The sequence below is a fragment of the Thalassobaculum sp. genome (assembly GCF_040219615.1).
Classification (GTDB): Bacteria; Pseudomonadota; Alphaproteobacteria; order Thalassobaculales; family Thalassobaculaceae; genus Thalassobaculum_A.
In genome coordinates, this window is sequence record NZ_JAVJSE010000010.1 from 161,042 (window position 1) to 185,026 (window position 23,985).

The following is a 23,985-nucleotide window of genomic DNA, read 5'->3' on the forward strand; positions in this document are numbered from 1 at the left end:
GTCGCCGACCGGAACCGGGCGCGCGGGCCGGGTCAGCCGCTCCCGATCGCGCCGACCCAGCCGGGGACCGACATCTGCTGCCGTTCGATCAGGCTTACGCAGACGTCGACGACCTCGGGGTCGAGCTTGGCACCCCGCATTTCCCGCAGGATCTCCAGCCCCTTGGTCAGCCCCAGCCCGGGTCGGTAGGGCCGGTGCGAGGTCACCGCCTCCAGCACGTCGGCGACCGCGATGATCCGGGACTCCAGCAACAGCTGGTCGCCCGTCAGCCCCAGCGGATAGCCGGATCCGTCGATCGCCTCGTGATGCTCGCGCACCATCCGGGCGATCGGCCAGGGGAAGTCGATGTCCTTCAGGATCTGGTAGCCGACCTCGGCATGCGAGCGAATGATCTCGAACTCCGGCCCGGACAGCTTGCCGGGCTTGCTGAGGATCTGGATCGGCACGTTGATCTTGCCGATGTCGTGCACGATGGCCCCGAGCCGAAGGCCTTCCAGCCGGTCCTCGTCCATGCCCATCACGCGGCCGATCGCCACCGCGAGGTCGGCGACCCGGTCCTGGTGGCCGGTTACGTAGGGATCGCGCTGCTCGACGGTGGTGCACAGTGCCTGGACCGTCTGCACCATCGACGCCTTCAGACGCTTCAGGCTGTCGTTGCGATCGGTGACGTCGTGGCAGGTGACCAGCCAGCGGCAGGCGCCGATCTCGATCGGCTTGACGGTCATCAGGACGTCCCGGACCTCCCCGTCGGCCCGCGTGAAGCTCCGCTCGATGTTCCGGGTCTCGCGGTCGCGCCGCAGGCTGTGGAGTTCACAGGAGTCGCAGCCGAGCAAAGCGCACAGGGTTCCGTGCGCCATCGCTTCCCGCGGCGCCAGGCCGAAGATGCCGGTCACGGCCGGGCCGACGAATACGAAGCGATGCTCGTGGTCCAGCAGGAACACGGCATCGGAGATGCTCTCGACGACCAGCCGGTGGATGGTCTGCGACTCCACGAGCTGCTGCTCGGTCTCGAACTGCGCCGTGCGGTCGATGAAGACCCCGAGGATGCCGACCGCCCGGCCGGTCTCGTCGTCCAGGCGGATCTTGAAGATCTCGCCGCGCAGCGCCGGGGCGCCGAGGCGCCGGACGTTCACGGGGAAGGTCGCGACCCCGCCCTCGGCCAGAATCTTCCGGTCGGTCTCCTCGTGCCATGTCGCGTCGAGCAGACCGACCTGCGCGGCCCGGCTGCCGACGATATCGTCCGCATCGAGCCCCACCAGTTCGCAGTAGGCCGGGTTCGCGTGGGTGAAGACGAGGTCGACGTCCTTGATGTAGGCCGGCATCGGCAGCATCCGGAAGACCGTGCTGCGGTTGAACGGCGTAAGCGCGGCGGCATGGCCCAGCAAGGGCAAACCCACTCCGTCCAGCATGCGATCCTCCGACCTTTCCGACGAGGTGGAAGCGGCTCGTCGACAGCGAAGGCGCATTGTCCGGCACAACTGGTTAAGAGTACGTTATGTCGGTATTTCTACGTATCACCGAGCGCACCGGGTCCAAGTGGAGTGCGCCAGTTGCCACGCGCCGTGGTAGCAAGGGACAGGACAACCGAAGCACCGCGGCGGCGCATGACCACCGAACCTCGCCTCGAGCACGGCCACAGCCGTGAGCAGATCCGCCGGCGCCTGGCGCGCGGGCCGCGGGTCAGCTACCTGCGCGACCTGGTGTTCGGCGGCATCGACGGGGCGGTCACGACCTTCGCCATCGTCGCCGGCGTGGTCGGCGCCGACCTGTCGTCGCGCATCGTGCTGATCCTGGGCGCCGCCAACCTGCTGGCCGACGGCTTCTCGATGGCGGCGGCCAACTACTCCAGCACCCGCACCGAGGCCGAGGAATACGCGCAGCTGCGGGCCATGGAGGCACGGCACATCGACGTGGTGCCGGACGGCGAGCGCGAGGAAGTTCGGCAGATCCTGCATGCCAAGGGCTTCGACGGCGACGGGCTCGACCAGGCGGTCGGCGTGATCACTGCCGACCGGGAGCGCTGGATCGACACCATGATGGCGGACGAGCACGGCCTGCAGCCGGTTGCGCGAGAACCGCTACGCGCCGCGCTCGCCACCTTCGCCGCCTTCGTGGTCTGCGGCACCGTCCCGCTGCTGCCGTACCTGTTCGGGCTCGCGGCGTCGACCGTGACGTCGACCGTGATGACCGGGCTGACCTTCTTCGCCATCGGCTCGATGCGCAGCCGCTGGTCGCCGCTGCCGTGGTGGCGGGCCGGGCTGGAGACCGCCGCCATCGGGCTGGCCGCCGCCGCCGTGGCCTATGTCGTCGGGAACCTGCTGGCGCGGCTCTGAACCCACGGCAGGACGCGGCCTGCGAATCGCCGCCGGGACGCGGCAGCCGGGCTACCCGACCACCGGGATGCCGGCGTCGAACACGCCTTCCTCCTTGAAGCCGTGCGAGGTGGCGATCAGCACGGTGGTCTCGTCCGGCGCGACGGCGCCCCGTTCGCGCAGCCGGCGCAGGCCGGTCAGGGCGGCAGCGCTCGACAACTCCAGATACAGGCCGCACCCGGCCAGCAGCTTCTGGTCGCGGACCGCATCGGCCTCGGCCACCGCCACCGCAGTGCCGCCGCACAGCGCCAGGGCGTCGAGCGCCTGGTAGGCGACCGTGTCGCCGCCGATCGAGAGCAGCGCCGAGGATCCCGGGAAGCTGTCCCTGTGGTCGGCGCCGTCCAGCACCGCCGAGATCCGCGGGAACGGCTCGACCGCATGGACCTTCGGCGCCGAGCGGGCCAGGCCGGCCTCGACCAGGTCGCGGAACCCGCGGGCGATGCCCCACAGCAGGTCGGCCCGCGAGGTCGGCACCAGCACCGAGCCGATGCTCCCGGCCCCGATCTCCTCGTGCAGTTCGAAGGCGATGGTCCGGAAGCCGTCGACCCCGAAGCAGTTGCTGCCGACCGGCGGGGTCAGGTAGTTCGTCACCGGGAACCAGCCTTCGCCCTCGATGCGGTCCCGGACATAGGTCCAGCGGGTCTCGGGCCGTTCGGTGGCGACCAGTCTCGCACCGGTCATCTCGACGGCGCGCCGCCAGTTCGCGCTCATGCCCGGCATCGTCACGATCACGCAGTCGATGCCGGCCGCCGCCGCATAGGCCGCCACCGAATGCCCGGCGTTACCGCTGGACGCGGCGACCACGGCCCGGGCACCGACCTCGCAGGCCCTGGCGACCGCCAGCATGGACATCCGGTCCTTGTGCGACCCGGTCGGGTTCTGGCCCTCGTTCTTGACCAGCACCCGGCCGGCGCCGGGCGGCTCGGCCAGCCCCGGCACCTCGACCAACGGCGTCCCGCCCTCGCCCAGCGACGGCCAGTCGCGGTAGGCCAGCCAGTCGGCATAGCGCGCGCAGCCGCGCCCGCCCGGCGCCGCCAGGCTGCCCGGGAGCCCCCGGTACGCGGCGGCGACGCTCGACGGGCTGCCGGCCTCCAAGCAGACCGGGCAGCCGGCGAAATGGTCGGCGACCGGATGAACGGTGCCGCACTGCAGGCAGCGGAAGCCGGCGAGCCGTTGGTTCAGGCGGTAGGCCATGTCGGGACCCTCCGGCGCGCGCCGGCTACTTCACCACCCGGCGGATCAACGGGCCGATGGTAAGCCCCTGCACGAGGATCGAGAACAGCACCACCACATAGGTCGCGGTCAGGATCGTCGGCTTCCACTCGCTGGCCGGCAGCGACAGGGCGAGCGCCACCGAGATGCCGCCGCGCAGGCCGCCCCAGGTCATCACCGCGACCGCCCCTTCGGTGAACCGCCGCCGCAGACGCATGGCGCCGACCGGCAGCAGCACCGCCAGGAACCGCGCCAGCAGCACCAGCGGGATCGCCGCCAGCGCCGGCAGCAGTGCCTGCTCGCCGAACGGGATCGCGAACACCTCGACGCCGATCAGCAGGAACAGCACGGCGTTCAGGATCTCGTCGATCAGGTGCCAGAAGTCGCGGACATGGCGCGCGCTCCTGGCGCTCATCCCGAAGGCGACGCCGTGGTTGCCGATGAACAGCCCGGCGACCACCATCGCCAGCGGCCCGCTGACGTGCAGGGCGTGGGCGAGCGCGTAGCCGCCCATCACCAGCGCCAGGGTCAGCAGGATCTCCAGCACGTATTCGTCGGTGCGCTTCAGCACCTGGTAGGTCAGCCAGCCGATCAGGCCGCCGAACAGGACGCCGCCGACGGCCTCCTGCAGGAACAGCACCGCCACCCCGCCCGCGGTCATCGGCCCGTCGCCGCCGGACGGGAACGCGACCGCCACCAGCACCAGGAACACCACGACCGCGATGCCGTCGTTGAACAGCGACTCCCCGGCGATCTTGGTCTCCAGGCTCTTGGGGACCTCGACCTGCTTGAGGACGCCCAGCACCGCCACAGGGTCGGTCGGGCTGATCAGGGCCCCGAACACCAGCGCCACCACCACCGGCACGCCGGCCAGCCAGGCGTAGCCGAGCCCGACCAGCACGGTCGAAAGCACCACGCCGAGGCTGGCCATGAGCGCCACGATCCAGCGCTGCGCCTTCAGGTCGTTCAGGTCGACGGTCAGGGCGCCGGCGAACAGCAGGAAGCCGAGCATGCTGTCCATCAGGGTGTTGTCGAAGTCGATCGCCTCGACCTGGGCGCGCACCGCGTCGGCGATGCCGAGCGCCGGCAGGGCGGCGTCGACCGCCATGGTCGCCAGCGAGGCGGCGAGCGCCATCACCAGCAGTCCGACCGTGGTCGGCAGCCGCAGCAGGTGATGGTTCACGGCCGCGAACACCGTGGTCAGCACCACCAGCAGGGCGGCGACGTGGAACGGGGTCAGCACGGGAACGAGGTCAGCACGGGGACGGGCTCCTCACTTGATCGGCGGCTTCGGCAGCCGGGCCTCGCCGGGCTCCAGCACCAGGGTGTGGTCGAGGCTGTACCACGGCGCCGCCGCCGACGGGTCGGTCGGGTGCGGCTCTTCGTGACGCCGGAACCGGCCGACCAGCGCGCGGGTCACGCCGAACTGCACGTCGGTCTCCAGGTTCGGATCGTCGTCGGCATAGACCTGGCTGGTCAGGGTCTTGTAGCCGTCCTTGAACACCAGCGCGTGCAGATGCGCCGGCCGGAACGGGTGCCGGCCCTGGGCCTGCAGCAGCCGGCCGACCACGCCGCCGGTCGGGATCGGGTAGCCGGCCGGCTTGACCGTGCGGAACCAGAACCGGCCCTCGGAATCGGTGGTCAGCTTGCCGCGCAGGTTCATCTCGGCCTGTTCCGGATCCTGGTTCTCGTACAGCCCGACCGGCGAGGAATGCCAGACGTCGACCTCGGCGCCGGCGACCGGCCGGCCGTCGCGGTCGACCACCCTTGCGGTGACGAACAGCGCCGGGCCGGGGGTGTCTGAGCGGACGATCGAGCCGCCGTTCGCGACCGGCGGCGAGTGCATCCGCCAGAACGGGCCGAGCAGGTTCTGCGAGGTCGCGCCGCCGTCGCCGTTGTTCAGCAGGCAGACCAGCGCCGACACCCCGAGCGAGCCGGCCATCAGCACCGCCTCGTTGTGGCGGTCGTCCGAGAGCCGGCCGATTTCGTTCAGGATCGCCGTCGCCTCGCGGAACTCCGCCTCGGTCAGCCGGACCTCGCGCACGAAGCCGTGCAGGTGGCGGACCAGCGCCACCATGATCTCGCGCAGCCGCGGGTCGGCGGTGCGCGCCATGACGGCGAGCGCCGCCGCGGTGACGTCGTCCGGTCGCTCGGCGATCATGGCGGGCCTCCCGGGTGAAAGCTGTCGGCTCGTGGGCTATCCTGCCGTGCATGACAGCTCCCGTCTCGCTTCCGCCGCTCGGCCTGGCGCATTTCACCGCGCTCGACGTGCCGCCCCTCGAACTGGTCGGCCTGGCCGCCGACGCCGGCTATTCCTCGATCGGCCTGCGGCTGATCCCGGCGGCGCCCGGCGCCCTGGCCTACACGATCCCCGCCGGCCGCGCCCAGATGGCCGAGATGCGGCACCGGCTGCACGACCGCGGCGTCCGGGTGCACGACGTCGAGATCGCCACCATCGGCGCGGACTTCGACCCGGCGAGCCTGGCGGTGGTCCTGGACTCGGCGGCCGAGCTGGGCGCCGAGTCCCTCAGCGTGTGTGCCGACGACACCGACCGCGGCCGCTTGGTCGACCGCTTCGGCGCGCTGTGCGACCTGGCGGCCCGCTCGGCGATCGCCGTCGACCTGGAATGGATGGGCTGGCGCGCCGTCCGCACCCTCGACGACGCCCTCGACGTGGTCACCCGGGCCGGACGGCCGAACGGCCGGATTCTGGTCGACGCCCTGCACCTGAAACGCAACGGCGGCACGCCGGCCGACCTCGCCGCGGTGCCGGCCGGCCTGATCCGCAGCGTCCAGCTGTGCGACGCCGGCCCGGTGGCCCCGGTCGGCACCGAGGCGATCATCGCCGAGGCGCGCGGCGGCCGGCTGCCGCCCGGCGAGGGTGTGCTGCCGTTGGCCGAGCTGCTCGCCGTCCTGCCGGTAGAGGCGAACCTGTCGCTGGAGGTGCCGATGGGCACCGCCCTGCCGGCCGAAGAGCGCGTGCGCCGGGTGCACGCCGCGACGGTGGCGCTGATGGAAGGCCGGGCGGCCGGCTGAGGCCGCCAACCGACCCCTTCATCCGATGGCCCGGCGGCCGGAAGGGCGGGTCAGGATGCCGCCGGCAGGCGCATGATGATCACGGCTCCGCCCTGCGGTGCGTTGCGTGCCTCGACGCTGCCGCCGGCCTGCCTTACCGCCCCCTCGACCTGAGCCAGGCCCAGCCCGGTGCCCTCGCCCGGCGCCTTGGTCGTCACGAACGGCTTGAACAGCTGGCCGCGGAGATGATCAGGGATGCCCGGTCCGCTGTCCGCGAACGACAACTCCACCATGTTGGCGTTGCGCGTGGCCGTGATCGTCACGCGACCACCCCCGCCCATGGCGTCGCGGGCGTTGATGGCGAGGTTGACCAGCGCCAGCTCCATCTGGTCCCGGTTCGCGAGCACCCAGCGCGCGTCTTCCGCGATCTCGATGCTGAGCGACGTCCGGTCCCCGACCGACCGACCGAGCAACCCCTCGATGCCCTGCACCAGCGTCGACAGATCGAGCTTCTCGATCTCCACGTCGCCGCGTCGCGCGAAGCTGAGGAGCTGGTTGGTCAGGCGGGTGCCGCGCTGGATCGCGTCCCGGGCCAGGCCGATGATCCGCATCACTTCGGGGTCGGTGGAATGCTTTCCGATCTGATGCAGCGCCGACTGCATGACCGACAGGAGGTTGTTGAAGTCGTGGACCACGGTGCTGGTGAACCGGCCCAGCGCCTCGACTTTCTGCAGCTCGAGCATGGCCCGCTCCTCGCGGCGGCGCATGGCGAGATCCAGCACCAGGTAACCGACCAGTCCCGCCGCGGCGACCAGGGCGGCGATCGATCCCACCGCGACGGCGGCCCGGTATCCGGCGCGCGGACCGTCGATCAGGCTGCGGTTGACCGCGACATGCGACGACCAGCCGTGACGCTCGGAGGTCACATAGGCGGTGTAGTTCTCCAGTCCCTCATAGGTCCGGCCGCTATATATCCCCTCCCCGCCGCGCGCCACGGCGTCGCGGACATAGTGCGTTCCGGGCGTGCCCAACCGGTCCGCGTAGTCGATCGAGCGTGCCAGGAACAGCCCGTCGCGGTCCACAATCCCACCGACGGCGCCCATCGGCAGATGCGACAGCAGGATGGCCTGGTACACATGGGGGTCGACCGCGAGCGAAAGCAGGTGATCGGGCAATCCTGGAACCGGCATGTGAAGGTCCACGCACGGACAGTTCCGGCCGTCGCGGGCCACTCCGCCGACATGCACGCGCGGCGGCGACACGACCGACGTTCGCGCCGGTTCCTCGGCGCCGATTCCGCCGTCGGGCAACCCGGAATCCAGCACCACGGTCCCGCTGCGCAGGTCGGTCAGCACCAGCGCCTTCCAGCCCGGATTGACGGTCAGGGCACCGGTCAGGCGAGCAAGCAAAAGGGTCGGGTTCCGATCGGCGAACGTGCCCGAGCCCACCAGGACCCTGAGCCCGGCCAGGTCCGCCTCGACCCTGGCATCGGACAGCAGCATCAGCTCGCGCGCGGCGGCGAGGGCCTCGCGCTCGACTGCCGCCTCGCGCAGGCGGTAGTCGCTGGAAACCATGAAGACGACGACCAGGATCACGGGCAACAGCAACGCGGCCCCGGCGAACAGCGTCAGACGCTGCCGCGTACTGAGCACGTCGATGCGCATCGGTTTCCAGCCTCCCCACGAACCGGCAATGCGATTGTGCACTCAGATACATAAGCGCGAATCTTCCATCATCCGATAAACGCTATAGTCTTCATCGCGGATCGGCAACGGCACAGCAGCCCTTCCCAGTACTGCCAGCCCACGCGCTTGCCAGCGCCGCCGCCGCGCGTGACAATGTCCAGGCATGACTTCCCCCAGGGGGATGGGCCGTGGTCCTAACGTTGTTTCCGCCGCCGCGCTCCGATCCGCGTATCGTGCTGCCTCGCATCTACCTGCGGCCGCCGCATCGTGGCGACTGGCAGGAGTGGGCCGAGCTGCGCGCCCTGTCGCGCGACTTCCTGGTGCCGTGGGAGCCGTCCTGGCCGGACGACGCGCTGACCCGCTCCGCCTTCCGCCGGCGGCTGGCGCGCTACACCGAGGACTGGAGCCGCGACCAGGGCTACTCGTTCTTCCTGGTGCGGCGCGACGACGAGGCCCTGCTGGGCGGCATCACGCTGGCCAACGTGCGGCGCGGGGTCGCGCAGTCCTGCACCTTCGGCTACTGGGTCGGCAAGCCCTACGCCCGCTACGGCTACATGACCGAGGCGGTGCACGGCGCCTGCGCCTTCGCCTTCGAGCACCTGCGGCTGCACCGGGTCGAGGCCGCCACCCTGCCGCACAACGAGGCCAGCCAGGGCGTGCTGCGCAAGGCCGGGTTCCGCGAGGAGGGGCTGGCCCGGCGCTACCTGAAGATCAACGGCCGCTGGCAGGACCACCGGCTGTTCGCGCTGCTGCGCGAGGAGTACGACCCGGACATGCGGCCGGTCTGACCCTTCGAGGCCCCGCGTCGCGGGGGCGCCTCAGGATGTGGAGCGAAGCATCTGAGGTCAAAGATCTTTCGCCATCATCCTGAGGTGCCCGTCGCGGAGCGACGGGCCACGAAGGGCCAACGCGTTGCCTCGGTTCCGGGGGGCGTCTAGCCTTGCCGGCAAAACCGCCGGGAGGAGCACGACCATGGCCGAGCGCGAGGAATACGAGGTCTTCGCCGTCAAATACGCCCACAACGCCACCCGCATGGCGTCGCAGAACCTGATCTTCAACGACCTGCACGATGGGCCGATGCCGCTCGACTACTTCGTCTGGGTGGTGCGCAACGCCAGCCGGACCTTCGTGGTCGACACCGGCTTCGGGCCGCGCGAGTCGGCCGAGCGCGGCACCCCGCTGATCCGCAGCCCGGCCGAGGGCCTGGCGCTGATGGGCATCGACGCGGCCGAGGTCGAGGACGTCATCATCACCCACCTGCACTACGACCATGCCGGCGGCCAGGAGCATTTCCCGAAGGCGACCTTCCACCTGCAGGACGGCGAGATGAGCTATGCCACCGGCCGCTGCATGTGCTTCGAGGCGATCCGCCGGCCGTTCGACGTCGAGCACGTCACCGACATGGTGCGCAACGTCTACGGCGGCCGGGTGGCGTTCCACGACGGCGACGCCGAGCTGGCGCCGGGCCTCAGCATCCACAAGGTCGGCGGGCATTCCGCCGGGCTGATGTGCGTGCGGGTCTGGACCAGGCGCGGCTGGGTGGTGCTGGCCTCGGACTGCGCGCATTTCTACCGCAACCTCAGCGAGCGCAACCCGTTCATCATCTGCTTCAACCTTGGCGAGATGATGAACGGCTTCAACACGCTTGAGATGCTGGCGGACAGCAACGACCACGTGATCCCCGGCCACGACCCGCTGGTGATGAAATACTACCCGGCGCCGTCGCCCGAGCTGGAGGGCGCGGTGGTGCGGCTCGACGTGGCCCCGAACAAGGGGTAGCGCGGTCGCCGTCGCATCGTGGGTCCCGGAGCCGAGCGCTGCCGCGCTCCCTCCGGGATGACGAGGGTGGGTGTCTTTCGTTCGTCATCCCGGAGGGGCTGCGCGAGCAGCCGGCTCCGGGACCCACGGAGCGACGGGCGCCCCGGCCTATTCCACGAAGCGCAGCCACGGCCACCTTGCCCGGTAGCTCTCGGCCTTGGCGCGGACACGCTCGGGCGGGCTCGGGCACAGCGGGTTCGGGCGCAGGACGCCGGCATACAGCTCGTCCAGGCCGTACGGGGCGCAGACCTCGACGCCGCCGCCCGGTCGCGGCCCCAGGCCGACGCAGGTGCAGGCGATCTGGAACAGGCCGATGGTCCCGGCGGCGCTCGCCACCGGCGGATAGGCGACGCCGTACTTCTCGGGATACCAGATCGGCACCCGCTTCTGGTTCTTCAGCTCGACCTCGACGCCGAGATCTTCGAACAGCGCCGCCGCCCGGCGGATCACCGCGTCCTCGGCCTCCCAGCTGGTGTCCTCGTCCCAGTAGAAGACGTCGTAGTCCTTGATGTTCTCGGCCGGCGGTCGGCCGGCCAGCCGGTTCCAGGCCGGGCCGTAGACGCAGCCGGCCACCAGCCAGGGCTGCTCGACCCCGAGCCCCGGCAGCCGCGCCAGGATGGCGCCGTTCACCGGGTTGGCGAGCGCGTCGGCGATCAGGACATCGGCGGCCGCGGCCTCCCGCGCCCTCACGCGGCCCCCCGCACGAACACGCCGCCGCGCGGGCCGGTGTTCAGCCGGTCGGCGAAGGCCGGGGCCAGGGGGCGGCCGTCGCGCAGGTTGAGCCACAGCCGCCACAGGGTTCGCCGGCGCTCCGGCTCCGGCCAGTCCTCGAAGGCGGCGCGGGCGTGCAGGATCGAATGGTTGGACAGCAGCTGGATGTCGCCCTTCTCGAAGGTCATGTCGAAGCGGAACGGCGGCGCGATGGCCAGCCGGCCGACCTCGCGCACCGCCTCCAGCGCCAGCCCGTCGAGCGGCAGGCCGCGCTTGCGCATGCCGTCCTCGATGGTCTTGCCGTTGTAGCGGCAGGACAGCCGGCCGCCGAACCACGAGAACACCGGCACCCGGTGGAAGGTGGTCTCGTCCGGGTCGTCGGTCACGCCCTCGCCGCGCAGGTCGAAATGGAAGCCCTCGAGCAGCGGCGGGATCAGCTCCGGCCGCTCGGCCGCCAGGTGGTTGTAGATCGCGATGCCGCTGGCGATGTGGCTCTCGCCGCCCTGCCTGGCCGGGTGCCGGCACAGCAGGCCGACCACGTCGGCGGCGTCGCAATGCGCCCGCATCTCGGCCCGGGTGGTGTAGCCGCGCACGTTCTTGGCGTGGTAGTCGCGCCCGGTGTCGCGGACATGACCGATCAGGTCGCCGGCGGCGTTCTGCGGGACCGGCTCGCCGAGATGGCAGGCGATGCCCCAGTACAGCGCCGCCAGCGCGTCGTCGTCGTAGCGCGCCGGGTCGAGGCCCTTGACCAGCACGCAGCCGCGGCCGTGATCGATGTCGCGCGCCCAGCCGGCGATGCGGTCGGCGAGATGGGTGAGCGGGAAGTCGTCGCGGCCGAACCGGCCGGGACCGAGGCCGCGTTCGAGCACCGCCTCGACGGCGCGGTCGAGTTCCTGGATCTCGTCGCCGTCGAGCCGGTGGATCCAGTCCGGGTCGGCGGCCAGGTCGGCGGCCAGCCAGGCCGACCGGTCGGTCACCGGGACCGGAGGCTGCGCGGGCGTTTCGGCCGGGTTCGGGGCGGGCATGGGTGCGGTTCCTCCGGAGGTCTCGTTCCCGTCGTGCGGCCCGCCTATTATGGCCGCAACGAACCGACGGGGGAGACCATCATGCGGCAGGCAGCGATACCGGGCGAGGCGTCGGGCGCCGGTTCGACGGCCGGCGCGGCGACTCGGGCCGCCTGATGCCGAGCCGCATCCGCCTGCCGGAGGTCGTGCTCTGGGGAACCACGCTGGCGATCGGCGCCGCCGGCGGGCTGGTGCTCGACCTGCTGCACGTGCCGCTGGCCTGGCTGCTCGGCTCGCTGGGGGCGGTCGCCGCCGCCGGGCTGCTCGGCGGCTACCAGCTGGCGGTGCCGCCCGGCGGGCGTCAGCTCGGCCAGCTGCTGCTCGGCACCGCGATCGGGCTGACCTTCACGCCGGTGGTCGCGGAGATCGTCGCCGGCTATGCCCCGGTCATGGTGGTCGCCGCCCTGCTGTCCATCCTGTACGGGGTGGTCGCAGCCTATTCGCTGCGCCGCACCGCCCGTGTCGACGACGCCACCGCGTTCTTCTCCAGCGTGCCCGGGGGCGTCGCCGAGATGTCGATCCTGGCCGAGCGCCACGGCGGCCACACCGCCCCGGTGTCGCTGGCCCAGTCGCTGCGCATCCTGTGCGTGGTCACCACCATCCCGCCGGTCATCACGGTGCTGGGGATGACCGGGATCGACCCGTTCCAGCCGAGCACGCTGGGCTTCGACCCGATGGGATTCGCCGCGCTGGTGACCTTGGCGCTGGCCGCCGCCGGGCTGCTGGCCTGGCGGAGGATCCCGAACGCCTGGCTGCTCGGCCCGATGGCGGTCGCCGTGCTGGTGACGGCCAGCCAGAGCGACCTGTCGTCGATGCCGGGCGGCCTGCTCAACCTGTCGCAGGTCCTTATCGGGTCCACCCTCGGCCTGCGCTACCGGCGCGATCGGCTGCTGGCGCTGCGCAAGTTCCTGGCGCCGGCGGTGCTGTCGACGGTCGTGCTGGTCGGGCTGAACGTGGCGACCGGGGCGGTCATCGGCCTCGCGGTCGGCCTGCCTGTGCCGACCATGGCGCTGGCGGTCTCGCCCGGCGGCATGGCCGAGATGAGCATCACCGCCAAGGTCCTGCATCTCGGGGTGCCGGTGGTTTCGGCCTTCCACGTGGTTCGCATCTTCCTGGTGATCGGGTTCTCGGAGATGGTGTTCCGCAAGATCTTCCGCCGACAGGAGCAGCCCAGTTGAACCCGCCGACCGACGCCGTGCAGAGACCCACCCGTGCGGAGCTCGCCGGGCTCGGGCGGACGCTGTTCCCGCAGGCCATCGCGCGGGTCCGCGATCCGGGATTCCGCGCCTATCTCGAATCGGTGGTGACGAACCGCGCCGCCCTCGACCGGGTGATCCGGGCCTTCGAGCTGTTCGCGCCCTACCTGCCGGACCGCGCGGTGACCCTCGACTGGGGCTGCCGGCACGGCTTCGATTCCTGCCTGATCCGGCGCTGGCTCGGTGCCGGGGCCACCGTGCATGGCTGCGACCTGGACGACGACGACTTCTCGACCTTCTTCGACTACGCCGGGCTGCAGTACACCCGGCTCGACCATGTCTGGGAGCTGCCCTATCCCGACGCAACCTTCGACTTCGTGCTGTCCAGCGGCGTGATGGAGCACGTCGCCAACGAGTACGAGAGCGTCAAGGAGGTCTGGCGCATCCTTAAGCCGGGCGGGATCCTCGCGGTCACCTTCCTGCCGAACGCCTGGTCGCTGAGCGAGAACCTGGCCGCGCTGCTCAAGCCCGGTGCCCAGCACAACCGCCTGTACCGGCGCCGCGCCACCCGCGAGGACTTCCTCAAGCGCGGCTTCCTGGTCGAGGCGAGCGGCTACCACCAGGTGTTCCCGACCCTGGCCAAGACCGTGAAGATCGGCGGGGCGCTCGGCGCGCTGCCCGGCGTGCTGGCGCGGCTGAACCGGCCGCTCGAGCGGGTCTGGCCGGTCAGGCTGCTGGCCTCCAACCTGTACTTCATCCTGCGCAAGGTCGAGCGGATCTGACCCTTCGTGGCCGCGCTCCGCGCAGCGCCTCAGGATGATGGCGCGAGCCGTTCGACGCTGAATGCTCCACATCCTGAGGTGCCGGCCGCAGGCCGGCCACGAAGGGCTACACCGCGGTCCGGCAGCGCTCGCGCACGATCCGCACCACCTCGTCGGGGTCGCGCCGCCACCAGTCGCGGGCCGAGAAGATCTCGACCTCGGGCATGCCGTCGAAGCCGGCCGCCTCGACCATGACCCGGATGCCCGGGATGTCGATCACGCCGTCGCCCATCATGCCGCGGTCGAGCCGGAGGTCGACGGTCTCGGCCAGCCAGTCTGAGACGTGGAAGGCGCAGATCCGGCCGCGCGCCCGGTCGATCTCGCGCGCCAGGGCGGGGTCCCACCACACTGCGTAGACGTCGACCACGATACCGAGCCCGCGGCCGTCGCCACCGGCCGCCAGCGCCTCGTACCAGTCGTTGGCCATCTCCAGGGTCGGCAGCACCGAGCGGGCGGCGCAGATCATCGGGTGCAGCGGCTCCAGCCCCAGCGTCACCCCGGCGGCGCGCGCCGCCGGCAGGATCTCGGCCAGGCCGTCGAGCGCCCGCGCCCGGGCCCCTTCCAGGTCGCGTTCGCCGGCCGGCAGCCCGCCGGCGATGGTGACGATGCAGCGCGCGCCGATCTCTGCCGCTTCCTCGATGACCCGGAGGTTGTCGTCGATTCTGGCCCGGCGGGCGGCCGGCTCGGACTCGGTCAGCAGCCCGCCCACAAGATGCCCGGTGACCGCCAGCCCGGCGTCGCGGATCCGCCGCGCGGCCCGGGCGACGCCCATCTCGCGCACCCCCTCGCTCCAAGTGCCGATGCCGGCGACGCCGTGGCGGGCATAGCCGTCGACCGCCTGCTCCAGGGTCCAGCGCTCGCGGGTGGTGACCTGGTTGATCGAGATCGGGCGGTCTGCGGGCACGGCGGGTCTCCTGGTCCTGTCGCTCCCCCCGATGGCCGTCGCTTCGTGGGTTCCGGCTCCGCCGCGCCGAGGTGGCGCGTCGGTCCGGAATGACGACGAACGGAGGAACGGCCTTAGCTCTCCTCTCGTCGTCATTCCGGACCGGGCCGCCGGAGGCGGGACGGATCCGGAACCCACGGATCGACAGGCGACCGGCAGGCTTCCCGCCGATCATTGAACGGCACTCGCGCGCGTGCAAACAATTGCCATGCCAACCACCGGGACTTCATCGCCATGCCCAAGCCCCGCCTCGCCGTCGTCGGCGTCGGCCTGATCGGCATCCGGCATGCCGAGCTGATCGCCGCCTCGCCGGACGCCGAGCTCGCCGCCGTCGCCGACCCTTCGCCGATCGGCCCGCGCGAGGCCGGACGCCTCGGCACCCGGCACTATGCCGACTACAACGACATGCTCGACCGCGAGCGGCCGGACGGGGTGTATGTCGCCGCCCCGAACCAGCTGCACCTGGCGGCCGGGCTGGCCTGCATCGCGCGCGGCATCCCGGCGGTGATCGAAAAGCCGCTGTGCGACACCCTGGAGGCCGGGGCCGAACTGGTGCGGGCGTCGGAGGCGGCGGGCGTGCCGCTGCTGGTCGGCCACCACCGGCGCTACAACCCGCGGGTCGAGGCCACGCGCGAGATCCTGGCGGGCGGCGAACTCGGCCGCATCGTCGCGGTCAACGCGCTGTGGGCGGTGCGCAAGCCGGACGAGTACTTCGACGCGACCTGGCGGCGCACGGCCGGCGGCGGGCCGATCCTGATCAACATGATCCACGACGTCGACTGCCTGCGGCACTTCTGCGGCGAGATCGCCGAGGTCCAGGCCTACGGCTCGTCGGCGGCGCGCGGTTTCGAGGTCGAGGACACCGCCGTGGTGGCCGTCCGGTTCGTCAGCGGCGCGCTCGCCAGCATCGCGTTGACCGATGCCGCACCCTCGCCCTGGGGCTGGGAGGCCGGGTCCGGCGACAACCCGAACATCGCCGCCTCGTTCGAGAACTGCTACCGCTTCCTCGGCACCGCGGCGGCCCTGGACTTCCCGAACCTGACGGTCTGGAAGGGCGCCACGGCCGAGCCGGCCTCCTGGGCCGACCCGATCCACCCGGAGACGCGCGCCTGGGCCGGCCATGAGGCGCTGCCGCGCCAGCTCGAGCACTTCCTCGATGTGATCGCCGGCACCGCGACGCCGCGCATCGACGGCCGCGACGGCCTCGCCACCCTGGCCGCCACCCTGGCGATCACGGACGCGATCGCCACCGGGCGGGCCGCGGCACCGGCCCCACCGCCGGCATGACCGCACCGGACCGCGAAGTCGACCTGGTCGTGCTCGGCGCCGGGGCCGCCGGCATGACCGCCGCCCTGACCGCCGCGGCCCTCGGGCTGGAGGTCGTGCTGCTGGAGAAGGCCGCCGTGGTCGGCGGTACCACCGCGATCTCGGCCGGATCGGTCTGGGTCCCGAACAGCCGCCACGGCGCCCCCGACGACAATGTCGAGCGGGCCCGGACATACCTGCAGGCGACCGTCGGCGACCGTCTCAGGCCGGAGATGGCCGAGGCCTTCCTGGCGCGCGGCCCGGAGATGCTGGCGTTCCTGGAGGACCAGGCAGGGCTGCGGTTCCGGGCCTATCCGTACCATCCCGACTACCTGGCGACCGCCGACGGCGCCACGCTGCGCGGCCGGGTGCTGGAGGCGCTGCCGTTCGACGGCCGGCTGCTGGGCCGGGACTTCGCCCTGCTGCGCCGGCCGCTGCCGGAGTTCACGCTGTTCGGCGGCATGATGGTCGACCGCACCGACATCGGGCATCTGCTGAACGCGACCCGGTCGCTCGGATCGCTGCGCCACGCGCTGTGGCTGGTCGCCCGCCACGCGACGGACCGCCTGCGCTTCCCGCGCGGCACCCGGCTGGTGATGGGCAACGCGCTGGCCGGCCGGCTGCTGCACGCCCTGCTGGGGCGGGCGGTCGAGATCCGCACCGGCGCCGCCGTCGCCGGGCTGTGCGAGCGCGACGGCCGGATCGACGGCGTGGCCCTGGGCGACGGCAGCCGGCTGCTGGCCCGGCGCGGCGTGGTGCTGGCGACCGGCGGGTTCTCGCGGCATCCCGAGCTGCGCCGCCGGCTGCTGCCGGAACCGGTCGCCGAGCACTCGCCGCTGGTCGAGAGCGTGACCGGCGACGGGGTGACCCTGGGCATGGCCGCCGGCGGCCGGCTCGGCGAGGGCCATGCCGCCACCAGCTTCTGGGCGCCGATGTCGATCCGGCCGCGCCCCGACGGCAGCACCGCGGTGTTCCCGCATTTCGTGCTCGACCGCGGCAAGCCGGGGCTGATCGCGATCGACCGGAACGGCCGGCGGTTCCTGAACGAGGCCACCACCTACCACCTGTTCGGCCAGGCCATGCACGCCGCCGACCGCGAGCGGCCCTGCATCCCGTGCTTCTTCCTGTGCGACCACCCGTTCGTGCTGAAATACGGCCTCGGCATGGTGCGGCCGCGCGGCCTGAACCTGGCCGGCGCGGTGCGCGACGGCTACGTGACCCGGGCCGACAGCATCGCCGGGCTGGCCGCGGCCCTCGGCATCGACCCGGCGGTCCTGGCCGACAGCGTGGCGCGCAACAACCGCCATGCCGCCGACGGGGTCGACCCGGCGTTCGGCAAGGGCGGCGACGCCTACCAGCGCAACCTCGGCGACCCGGCGCACGGGCCGAACCCTTGCCTGGGGCCGATCGCGACGCCGCCGTTCTACGCGATCCGGGTCTGGCCCGGCGACATCGGCGCCAGTGTCGGGCTTGTGACCGACGCCGACGCCCGGGTGCTGGACGGGACGGGCAACCCGGTGCCGGGGCTGTATGCCTGCGGAAACGACATGGATTCCATGATGGCCGGGATCTATCCGGGCCCCGGCATCACCATCGGCCCGGCCATGACCTTCGGCTGGATCGCGGCCCGGCACGCGGCGCGCAGCAACGTCGGATGACGCCGGTCGGTCGGTGGGTTCCGGATGCGTTCCGCCTGCGGCGGCCCGCTCCGGAATGACGACCATGTTTCCACCGACATTCCCGACGGACGCGCCGCCCGGCGCGGCCGAGCGGGAATCCAGGAAGCGACGGGCGCCGCCTCAGCGCCCCGGCTCGCCGTCCTGGAGCATCCCGGCGATGCACTCCAGCGCCACCGGGTAGCCGCGCGCGCCCAGCCCGGCGATCACCGCGGTCGCGGCGTAGGAGATGTAGGAGCGGTGGTAGATCGCCTCGCGCTTGTGGATGTTCGAGATGTGCAGCTCGACGATCGGCCAGCGGAACACCTTCAGCGCGTCCAGGATCGGCACCGAGTGGAAGCTGTAGCCGGCCGGGTTGATGACGACGCCGGCACCGCCCTTGATGGCCTCGTGGATCCAGTCGACCAGGGTGCCCTCGCTGTTCGACTGCCGGAACTCGATCGGCATGCCGATCTCGTCGGCCTTCCGGCGGGTCATCGCCTCGATGTCGGCCAGCGTGGTGCTGCCGTAGATGTGCGGCTCGCGGATGCCGAGCAGGTTCAGGTTCGGGCCGTTCAGGACGTAGACGGGCTTGGTCATGGGGTTTCCACCTGGGATACGGGTCGATTGAGGACGGTGGATTGTGGACGGAAAGCCAGCGTCAGCCCAGCCGCGCCTTGACCTTGTCGTAGCTCTCGAGCGCGCCGGTCGGGCCGATGGCGGCCAGGGTCGGCGGGGCCGCCAGCAGGCGCTTCACGACCCGGCGGATCGCGGCCTCGTCGACCGCCTCGACCTTGGCGACGATGTCCGGCACCGACGGCGGCTTGCCGTAGACCAGCATGTGGTTGGCCAGCTGCTCGCAACGCGTCCCGGTGCTCTCGCGGCTCATCAGCAGCGAGGCCTTGAGCTGGGTGCGGGCGCGCGCGAGCTCCCCCGCCTCCAGCCTGTCGGCCACGGCATGCAGCTGCTCGACCACCACCGGCATGACCTCGTCGATCTCGTCCGGCCCGGTGCCGGCGTAGACCCCGACCATGCCGTCGTCCAGGTAGGACGAGGTGAAGGAGTAGACCGAATAGGCCAGGCCGCGCTTCTCGCGGACCTCCTGGAACAGCCGCGAGGACATGCCGCCGCCGTACAGGGTCGAGAACACCTGCATGGCGTGGAAGTCGGGATCGTCGAACGACACGCCCTTGAAGCCGAGGATCACGTGCAGCTGCTCGAGGTCGCGGTCGACCCGGACCTCGCCGCCGACATAGTTCGCCCTGTCGGTGGTCGCGACCGCCCGGCCCGGCAGGTGGTCGAAGCGCTCGGCGGCGAGCGCCACGATCGCTTCGTGGTCGACCTTGCCGGCGGCCGACAGGATCGACACGCCGGGGCCGTAGTTGGTGTCGAGATAGCCGACCAGGGCGTCGCGCTGCATCGACTGCACGATCTCGCTGCGCCCCAGCACCGGCCGGCCGAGCCCCTGGTTGGGGTAGGCCGCCTCCTGGAAGTGGTCGAAGATGATGTCGTCGGGGGTGTCGGCGACCTGGCCGATCTCCTGGACGATCACCGAGCGCTCGCGGTCCAGCTCGGCGGGATCGAACACCGAGTCCTGCAGGATGTCGGCGATCAGGTCGACCGCGACCGGCAGGTCGTCGGCCAGCACCTTGGCGTAGTAGGCGGTCTGCTCGCGCGAGGTGTAGGCGTTCATGTGGCCGCCGACGTCCTCGATCTCGCGGGCGATCGCCGCCGCGTCGCGCCGCCGGGTGCCCTTGAACACCATGTGCTCGATCAGGTGCGCCAGGCCGTTCTCGGCGGCGTTCTCGTGGCGGGTGCCGACCCCGACCCACAGGCCGACCGAGGCCGACTCGACCGTCGGCATGGCGTCGGTGACGACGGTCAGGCCGCTGTCCAGGCGGGTGACGCGGATGCCCATCTCGGGGATCTTCTTGCTCAAGCGGCAGCTCCACGCGCGACGACGCGCTCCTGGACATAGGCCTTCAGGGCGACCAGGTCGTTCGGGATCACCGGGGTGCGCTCCGGCCGCTCCATCAGGTCGGCCATGCGCTCGGGCAGCGCCGCCGGCGTGCCGACCGCGCGCTCGATGGCCGCGGCGAACTTGGCCGGATGGGCGGTGGCGAGCGCCACCACCGGCACCGCCGGATCGCGCGACGCCGCGGTCTGCTCGACCGCCCGGATCCCGACCGCGGTGTGCGGGTCCAGCAGCTCGCCGGTCCGCGCGCGCACCGTCCGGATGGTCTCGACCGCCTGGTCGTCGTCGCTGCGCCCGGCCAGGAACAGGGCGCCGGCCCGGCCCAGCTGGTTGTCGCCGACCGCGAACCGGCCGTCCCGGCGGAACGCCGTCAGGGTCGCCTCGACCTCGGCGCCGTTGCGGTCGAACAGGTCGAACAGCAGGCGCTCGAAGTTGCTCGATACCTGGATGTCCATCGACGGGCTGAGCGTCGGCACCACGCCGCGCATCTCCATGGTCCCGCTGTCGAAGAACCGGGTGAGGATGTCGTTGGCGTTGCTGCCGACCACCAGCCGCTCGATCGGCAGGCCCATCTGCAGCGCGGCGTAGCCGGCGTAGACGTTGCCGAAGTTGCCGGTCGGCACCGAGAACGACACCGGCCGCTCCGGCGCGCCCAGGTTCACCGCCGCCCAGAAATAGTAGGCGATCTGGGGCATGATCCGCGCCCAGTTGATCGAGTTGACCGCCGACAGGCCGTAGGCGTCGCGGAACGCGGTGTCGTTGAACGCCGCCTTCACCAGGTCCTGGCAGTCGTCGAAGGTGCCCTCGACCGCGATCGCATGCACGTTCGGGGCGTCGACCGTGGTCATCTGGCGCTGCTGCATCGGCGACACCCGGCCGCGCGGGTACAGGATGAAGCAGTCGACGTTGCCGCGGTCGCGGCAGGCCTCGATGGCGGCCGCCCCGGTGTCGCCGGAGGTGGCGCCGACGATCGTCACCCGCTCGCCGCGGGCCGCCAGCACATGGTCGAACAGCCGCCCGAGCACCTGCATGGCGTAGTCCTTGAACGCCAGGGTCGGCCCGTGGAACAGCTCCATCAGCCAGAGATTCGGCGCCAGCTGCTTCAGCGGCGCGACGCAGCTGTGATCGAAGCCGGCGTAGCTGTCCTCGACGATGCGGCGCAGCGCGTCGGCCGGCACGGTCTCGCCGACGAAGGGCTGCATGACCCGCAGCGCCACCTCGGCGTAGGGCAGCCCCTTCATCGCCCGGATGTCGTCGCGCGAGAACATCGGCCAGACCGCCGGAACGTACAGGCCGCCGTCGCGCGCGAGGCCCGACAGCAGGACCTCGTCGAAGGGCAGCGCCGGGGCGCGGCCGCGTGTGCTGATGTACTGCACGGAACTGTGTATCCCTGCGTGATGACGCGGTAACCTATCGATGGCGCCATCCGGGTGCAACCGTAGTGCAATCCGCGGCGCCGCGCCGGATCGGCGCAGCCCAGCAACCGGGAATCAGGGTCGACTTCATGGCAATGCGGACCGTGGCGATCTTCGCGCCGGGCGACATGGGGCACGCGATCGGCCGGGTGCTGGTCGACAGCGGCCTGCGCGTGACCACCAACCTGGCGGACCGCTCGCCGCGCACCCAGCGGCTGGCGCAGTCGGCCGGCATCGTCGACACCGGCGGCGACGTCGAGGCGATCGAGAGCGCCGACATCATCCTCTCGGTGCTGCCGCCCGACCAGGCGGTCGACATGGCGACGCGCCTCGCCTCGGCGCTCGCCGCGATCGACGAGAAGCCGCTCTACATCGACCTGAACGCGGTGGCGCCGGCGACCGCGGTCGAGGCGGCCGAGATCGTCGACTCGGTCGGCGGTCCGTTCCTCGACGGCGGCATCGTCGGGCCGCCGCCGCGGCCCGGCCACAGCCTGGGCCCGCGGATCTACGTCTCGGGCGCCGCCGACGCGGTGCAGTTCGCGCTCGGCCTGCGCCGGCACGGCCTCGACGTGCGCGCGGTGCCCGGCGGGGTCGGCGCCGCCTCGGCGCTGAAGATGTGCTACGCGGCGGTCACCAAGGGGCTGACGGCGCTGGCCACGGTGTCGCTGTCGGCCGCCAAGGCCTACGGCATCGACCGCGAGCTGGCGGCCGAGATGGCGGCCAGCCAGCGGATGCTGAGCGACCGCTTCGAGCGGGCGTTGCCGGACATGGCACCGAAGGCCTATCGCTGGGTCGGCGAGATGGAGGAGATCGCCCGCACCGTCGCCGACGTCGGGCTCGACCCCAAGCTGTTCCTGGGCGCCGCCGACATCTACCGGCTGGTGACCGCGACCGCGCTCGGCCAGGAGCTGCCGGAGGACCGCAGCGTCGGCCTGACAGCCGACGAGGTGGCGGAGATCGTCGCCGGGGCACTGGAATCCGGGCTGCCGGCGGAAGGCGCGGAGGAATAGGCGGGGGAACGGAACGGAGATCCCTGGGATGCGTCGAGAAGTCCGTCTGGCCGCCGCCTGTCTCGCCGCCGGAATCGGCCTCGCCGCCGCGCCGGCCGCCGCCGAGGCGCCCGCGGCCGAGGCGCCGCCGCTGTCGACCTGGGAGCGGGCAGCCTACAAGACCCTGACCTTCCAGACTGCCGCCAACCTGGCCGATGCCGCGCTGTTCGCCGTGATCTCCGGCACCGGCCCCGGCACCGGCGCGATCTTCCTGGCCGCCAACACGGCCAGCGCCGCGGTGCTTTACTACCCCTACGAGCTGGCCTGGGACGTCCTCGGCCCGCCGCCGTCGGCCACGACGCCGCAAACCCTGGCCCTCAAGACGGTCGGCTACCAGATCGTGACATCGGCCCGCAATGTCGCGCTGTCCTATGCCTTCACCGGCGCGCTGCTGCCGTCGGCCGGCTTCGCCGCCGCCGCCTTCGCCATCGACTCGGCGATCTACGCCGGCAACGAGCTCGCCTGGGACGCCTTCCGGCCGCGAGCCGAACCGTGAGCGGCGAGCCCGGCCGCGCGGCTCGAGGCGCGTCACTGTGCGGCGCTGCGCTCGCCGCAGCGATCATGCTGAGCGCGACCGATGCGACCGCTGTCCAGGACGCCGCCGCCGGGACCAGCGGAATCTTCCTGGTGGCCAATGCGGCGACGACGCCCCTGCTGTATCACCCGTAAGAGATGGCCTGGACCACGCCGGCTCCCGGCTCGTCGGCGACCTCCCCCGACACCCTCGCCGTCGAGACGGTCGGCTACCAGCCGCTGACCGGCGCGCGGAAGATCGCCCTGTCGTACGCCCCGACCGGTGCGCTGCTGCCGTCGCTCGGATTCGCGGCGACGGCCTTCGCCTGGGACGCGCCGATATACGCCGCGAGCGAGGTCGCCTGGGACCTGTACCAGCCGCCCCCGGCGGCGTCCGCGGTCCTGGTGCATCCGGATACAATGTGATTCAATTCGTCCGAATGCGGCGGGGCAGGTTCATGAAGACCGAGTGGGACTATTCAGACCTTGCCGAGGCTTACCTGAAGCGCCCCGGATATGCGCCCGACGGCATCGCCTGGACCGTCGCGGCGACCGGCGCCCGGCCGGGCGAGGAGGTCGCGGACGTCGGTGCGGGGGTCGGCCATCTCGGGATCGACCTGGCGGGAGCCGGGCTGAACGTGACGGCGGTCGAGCCGAACGACCGGATGCGGGCGCTCGGGATCGAACGCACCCGGACCCTCGGCAACATGCGCTGGATCGAGGGCACGGCGGAAGCCACGGGACTGGACGATGCCCGCTACCGGGTCGTCAGCTTCGGCTCGTCCTTCAACGTCGTCGATCGCCCCAGGGCGCTGCAGGAAGCCCGGCGCATCTCCCTGCCAGACGGCTGGTTCTGCTGCATGTGGAACCATCGGGTCCTCGACGACCCGATCCAGGAACGGATCGAATCGATCATCAAGCGGTTCGTGCCCGGCTACAGCTACGGGCTGCGGCGCGAGGATCACGGCCCGTTCCTGCGCGAGTCCGGCATGTTCCGCGACGTCGACTTCAAGGAATTCGAGGTCGTCCACCAGCAGGCGATCGAGGACACGATCGAGGCCTGGCAGTCCCACGCCACCCTGGCTCGCCAGTCGGGTCGGCATTTCCCGGACATCGTCGGGGAAATCTCGCGCTATCTCCGCGGTATCGGCAGCCCCCGGATCGCAATCCCATACGTGACCCGGATCTGGTTGGGCCAGTTCGCCTAGCTGTGGCCCCGCCCGCCGTGCCGGGGTC

23 protein-coding genes are annotated in these 23,985 nt (G+C 71.6%); 12 read left to right on the forward strand and 11 right to left on the reverse strand.

Annotated elements, in window-relative coordinates; genetic code table 11:
- Positions 1-32: 32 nt before the first annotated feature.
- The gene (locus RIC31_RS05455) at positions 33-1,409 is read right to left on the reverse strand and encodes an HD domain-containing phosphohydrolase (protein ID WP_350103966.1); all 1,377 of its coding nucleotides are present in this window, start codon (positions 1,407-1,409) and stop codon (positions 33-35) included.
- Between the two features lie 195 nt (positions 1,410-1,604).
- Here RIC31_RS05455 and RIC31_RS05460 point away from each other — a divergent pair, with 195 nt between their 5' ends.
- On the forward strand, positions 1,605-2,333 hold the full coding sequence (locus tag RIC31_RS05460) for a VIT1/CCC1 transporter family protein (RefSeq protein ID WP_350103967.1): 729 nt from the start codon (positions 1,605-1,607) through the stop codon (positions 2,331-2,333).
- Between the two features lie 51 nt (positions 2,334-2,384).
- Here the strand turns inward: RIC31_RS05460 and RIC31_RS05465 are convergent, their stop codons facing one another.
- Genes RIC31_RS05465 through RIC31_RS05475 form a run of 3 tightly spaced genes read right to left on the reverse strand, consistent with a single transcriptional unit; the run spans position 2,385 to position 5,745 of the window.
- Complete coding sequence (locus RIC31_RS05465; RefSeq protein WP_350103969.1) at positions 2,385-3,566, reverse strand: pyridoxal-phosphate dependent enzyme; 1,182 nt, start codon at positions 3,564-3,566, stop codon at positions 2,385-2,387.
- Between the two features lie 25 nt (positions 3,567-3,591).
- On the reverse strand, positions 3,592-4,827 hold the full coding sequence (locus RIC31_RS05470; RefSeq protein WP_350103971.1) for a cation:proton antiporter: 1,236 nt from the start codon (positions 4,825-4,827) through the stop codon (positions 3,592-3,594).
- Positions 4,828-4,857: 30 nt separating this feature from the next.
- Positions 4,858-5,745: a dioxygenase family protein gene (locus tag RIC31_RS05475; RefSeq protein ID WP_350103974.1), complete on the reverse strand. Its 888-nt coding sequence runs from the start codon at positions 5,743-5,745 to the stop codon at positions 4,858-4,860.
- A 50-nt stretch (positions 5,746-5,795) separates the two neighbouring features.
- On the opposite strand from RIC31_RS05475, the gene RIC31_RS05480 reads away from it, so the two are divergent.
- Positions 5,796-6,620: a sugar phosphate isomerase/epimerase family protein gene (locus RIC31_RS05480; RefSeq protein WP_350103976.1), complete on the forward strand. Its 825-nt coding sequence runs from the start codon at positions 5,796-5,798 to the stop codon at positions 6,618-6,620.
- A 50-nt stretch (positions 6,621-6,670) separates the two neighbouring features.
- Here the strand turns inward: RIC31_RS05480 and RIC31_RS05485 are convergent, their stop codons facing one another.
- On the reverse strand, positions 6,671-8,263 hold the full coding sequence (locus RIC31_RS05485) for a sensor histidine kinase (protein ID WP_350103978.1): 1,593 nt from the start codon (positions 8,261-8,263) through the stop codon (positions 6,671-6,673).
- A 254-nt stretch (positions 8,264-8,517) separates the two neighbouring features.
- Between RIC31_RS05485 and RIC31_RS05490 the strand changes: the two genes are divergently transcribed.
- The gene (locus RIC31_RS05490) at positions 8,518-9,072 is read left to right on the forward strand and encodes a GNAT family N-acetyltransferase (RefSeq protein WP_350103980.1); all 555 of its coding nucleotides are present in this window, start codon (positions 8,518-8,520) and stop codon (positions 9,070-9,072) included.
- Positions 9,073-9,256: 184 nt separating this feature from the next.
- Complete coding sequence (locus RIC31_RS05495) at positions 9,257-10,063, forward strand: N-acyl homoserine lactonase family protein (RefSeq protein WP_350103982.1); 807 nt, start codon at positions 9,257-9,259, stop codon at positions 10,061-10,063.
- A 147-nt stretch (positions 10,064-10,210) separates the two neighbouring features.
- Here RIC31_RS05495 and RIC31_RS05500 read toward each other — a convergent pair whose 3' ends face one another.
- Positions 10,211-10,792, reverse strand: a complete 582-nt coding sequence (locus tag RIC31_RS05500; RefSeq protein ID WP_350103985.1) for a nucleotidyltransferase family protein — start codon at positions 10,790-10,792, stop codon at positions 10,211-10,213.
- A complete protein-coding gene (locus RIC31_RS05505; protein ID WP_350103988.1) occupies positions 10,789-11,838 on the reverse strand; it encodes a TauD/TfdA family dioxygenase in 1,050 nt (349 codons plus the stop codon). The genes RIC31_RS05500 and RIC31_RS05505 overlap by 4 nt, the downstream gene beginning before the upstream one ends.
- Before the next feature lie 155 nt (positions 11,839-11,993).
- On the opposite strand from RIC31_RS05505, the gene RIC31_RS05510 reads away from it, so the two are divergent.
- Together RIC31_RS05510 and RIC31_RS05515 are read left to right on the forward strand one after the other, a co-directional pair.
- Positions 11,994-13,055, forward strand: coding sequence for an AbrB family transcriptional regulator (locus RIC31_RS05510; protein ID WP_350103990.1), 1,062 nt, complete (start codon positions 11,994-11,996; stop codon positions 13,053-13,055).
- Positions 13,052-13,855, forward strand: coding sequence for a class I SAM-dependent methyltransferase (locus tag RIC31_RS05515; protein WP_350103993.1), 804 nt, complete (start codon positions 13,052-13,054; stop codon positions 13,853-13,855). Before RIC31_RS05510 ends, RIC31_RS05515 begins: the two co-directional genes overlap by 4 nt.
- A gap of 106 nt (positions 13,856-13,961) precedes the next feature.
- Here the strand turns inward: RIC31_RS05515 and RIC31_RS05520 are convergent, their stop codons facing one another.
- Positions 13,962-14,798: a sugar phosphate isomerase/epimerase family protein gene (locus RIC31_RS05520; protein WP_350103995.1), complete on the reverse strand. Its 837-nt coding sequence runs from the start codon at positions 14,796-14,798 to the stop codon at positions 13,962-13,964.
- A gap of 273 nt (positions 14,799-15,071) precedes the next feature.
- Between RIC31_RS05520 and RIC31_RS05525 the strand changes: the two genes are divergently transcribed.
- Both RIC31_RS05525 and RIC31_RS05530 read left to right on the forward strand, forming a co-directional pair.
- Complete coding sequence (locus RIC31_RS05525) at positions 15,072-16,124, forward strand: Gfo/Idh/MocA family protein (protein WP_350103997.1); 1,053 nt, start codon at positions 15,072-15,074, stop codon at positions 16,122-16,124.
- A complete protein-coding gene (locus RIC31_RS05530) occupies positions 16,121-17,800 on the forward strand; it encodes an FAD-dependent oxidoreductase (RefSeq protein WP_350103999.1) in 1,680 nt (559 codons plus the stop codon). The genes RIC31_RS05525 and RIC31_RS05530 overlap by 4 nt, the downstream gene beginning before the upstream one ends.
- Positions 17,801-17,941: 141 nt before the next feature.
- On the opposite strand, the gene RIC31_RS05535 is transcribed toward RIC31_RS05530, so the two are convergent.
- From RIC31_RS05535 to thrC, 3 genes are all read right to left on the reverse strand, one after another.
- Positions 17,942-18,397 carry a type II 3-dehydroquinate dehydratase gene (locus RIC31_RS05535; protein ID WP_350104001.1) on the reverse strand — a complete coding sequence of 152 codons (456 nt, stop codon included), beginning with the start codon at positions 18,395-18,397 and terminating at the stop codon, positions 17,942-17,944.
- Between the two features lie 61 nt (positions 18,398-18,458).
- Positions 18,459-19,715 carry a M16 family metallopeptidase gene (locus tag RIC31_RS05540; protein WP_350104691.1) on the reverse strand — a complete coding sequence of 419 codons (1,257 nt, stop codon included), beginning with the start codon at positions 19,713-19,715 and terminating at the stop codon, positions 18,459-18,461.
- Positions 19,716-19,732: 17 nt separating this feature from the next.
- Positions 19,733-21,148, reverse strand: a complete 1,416-nt coding sequence (gene thrC / locus RIC31_RS05545; protein ID WP_350104004.1) for a threonine synthase — start codon at positions 21,146-21,148, stop codon at positions 19,733-19,735.
- 128 nt (positions 21,149-21,276) lie between these two features.
- On the opposite strand from thrC, the gene RIC31_RS05550 reads away from it, so the two are divergent.
- The 4 genes from RIC31_RS05550 to RIC31_RS05565 all read left to right on the forward strand — a co-directional run bounded on the left by RIC31_RS05550 (position 21,277) and on the right by RIC31_RS05565 (position 23,957).
- On the forward strand, positions 21,277-22,197 hold the full coding sequence (locus tag RIC31_RS05550) for an NAD(P)-dependent oxidoreductase (RefSeq protein WP_350104008.1): 921 nt from the start codon (positions 21,277-21,279) through the stop codon (positions 22,195-22,197).
- A gap of 28 nt (positions 22,198-22,225) precedes the next feature.
- Positions 22,226-22,732, forward strand: a complete 507-nt coding sequence (locus RIC31_RS05555) for a hypothetical protein (RefSeq protein WP_350104010.1) — start codon at positions 22,226-22,228, stop codon at positions 22,730-22,732.
- 176 nt (positions 22,733-22,908) lie between these two features.
- A complete protein-coding gene (locus RIC31_RS05560) occupies positions 22,909-23,175 on the forward strand; it encodes a hypothetical protein (RefSeq protein ID WP_350104013.1) in 267 nt (88 codons plus the stop codon).
- Positions 23,176-23,207: 32 nt separating this feature from the next.
- Entirely contained in the window at positions 23,208-23,957 is a 750-nt protein-coding gene (locus tag RIC31_RS05565) for a class I SAM-dependent methyltransferase (protein WP_350104016.1), read from the forward strand.
- Positions 23,958-23,985: the final 28 nt, after the last annotated feature.

Bases quoted from the DNA above. Each gene is read 5' to 3' on its own strand.
- RIC31_RS05525 (WP_350103997.1), top strand. From the start codon at position 15,072: ATGCCCAAGCCCCGCCTCGCCGTCGTCGGCGTCGGCCTGATCGGCATC.
- RIC31_RS05475 (WP_350103974.1), bottom strand. From the start codon at position 5,745: ATGATCGCCGAGCGACCGGACGACGTCACCGCGGCGGCGCTCGCCGTC.
- RIC31_RS05485 (WP_350103978.1), bottom strand. From the start codon at position 8,263: ATGCGCATCGACGTGCTCAGTACGCGGCAGCGTCTGACGCTGTTCGCC.
- RIC31_RS05550 (WP_350104008.1), top strand. From the start codon at position 21,277: ATGGCAATGCGGACCGTGGCGATCTTCGCGCCGGGCGACATGGGGCAC.
- RIC31_RS05465 (WP_350103969.1), bottom strand. From the start codon at position 3,566: ATGGCCTACCGCCTGAACCAACGGCTCGCCGGCTTCCGCTGCCTGCAG.
- RIC31_RS05555 (WP_350104010.1), top strand. From the start codon at position 22,226: ATGCGTCGAGAAGTCCGTCTGGCCGCCGCCTGTCTCGCCGCCGGAATC.
- RIC31_RS05480 (WP_350103976.1), top strand. From the start codon at position 5,796: ATGACAGCTCCCGTCTCGCTTCCGCCGCTCGGCCTGGCGCATTTCACC.
- RIC31_RS05560 (WP_350104013.1), top strand. From the start codon at position 22,909: ATGGCCTGGACCACGCCGGCTCCCGGCTCGTCGGCGACCTCCCCCGAC.
- RIC31_RS05505 (WP_350103988.1), bottom strand. From the start codon at position 11,838: ATGCCCGCCCCGAACCCGGCCGAAACGCCCGCGCAGCCTCCGGTCCCG.
- RIC31_RS05460 (WP_350103967.1), top strand. From the start codon at position 1,605: ATGACCACCGAACCTCGCCTCGAGCACGGCCACAGCCGTGAGCAGATC.
- RIC31_RS05455 (WP_350103966.1), bottom strand. From the start codon at position 1,409: ATGCTGGACGGAGTGGGTTTGCCCTTGCTGGGCCATGCCGCCGCGCTT.
- RIC31_RS05495 (WP_350103982.1), top strand. From the start codon at position 9,257: ATGGCCGAGCGCGAGGAATACGAGGTCTTCGCCGTCAAATACGCCCAC.
- RIC31_RS05530 (WP_350103999.1), top strand. From the start codon at position 16,121: ATGACCGCACCGGACCGCGAAGTCGACCTGGTCGTGCTCGGCGCCGGG.
- RIC31_RS05535 (WP_350104001.1), bottom strand. From the start codon at position 18,397: ATGACCAAGCCCGTCTACGTCCTGAACGGCCCGAACCTGAACCTGCTC.
- RIC31_RS05565 (WP_350104016.1), top strand. From the start codon at position 23,208: ATGAAGACCGAGTGGGACTATTCAGACCTTGCCGAGGCTTACCTGAAG.
- RIC31_RS05540 (WP_350104691.1), bottom strand. From the start codon at position 19,715: ATGGGCATCCGCGTCACCCGCCTGGACAGCGGCCTGACCGTCGTCACC.
- RIC31_RS05510 (WP_350103990.1), top strand. From the start codon at position 11,994: ATGCCGAGCCGCATCCGCCTGCCGGAGGTCGTGCTCTGGGGAACCACG.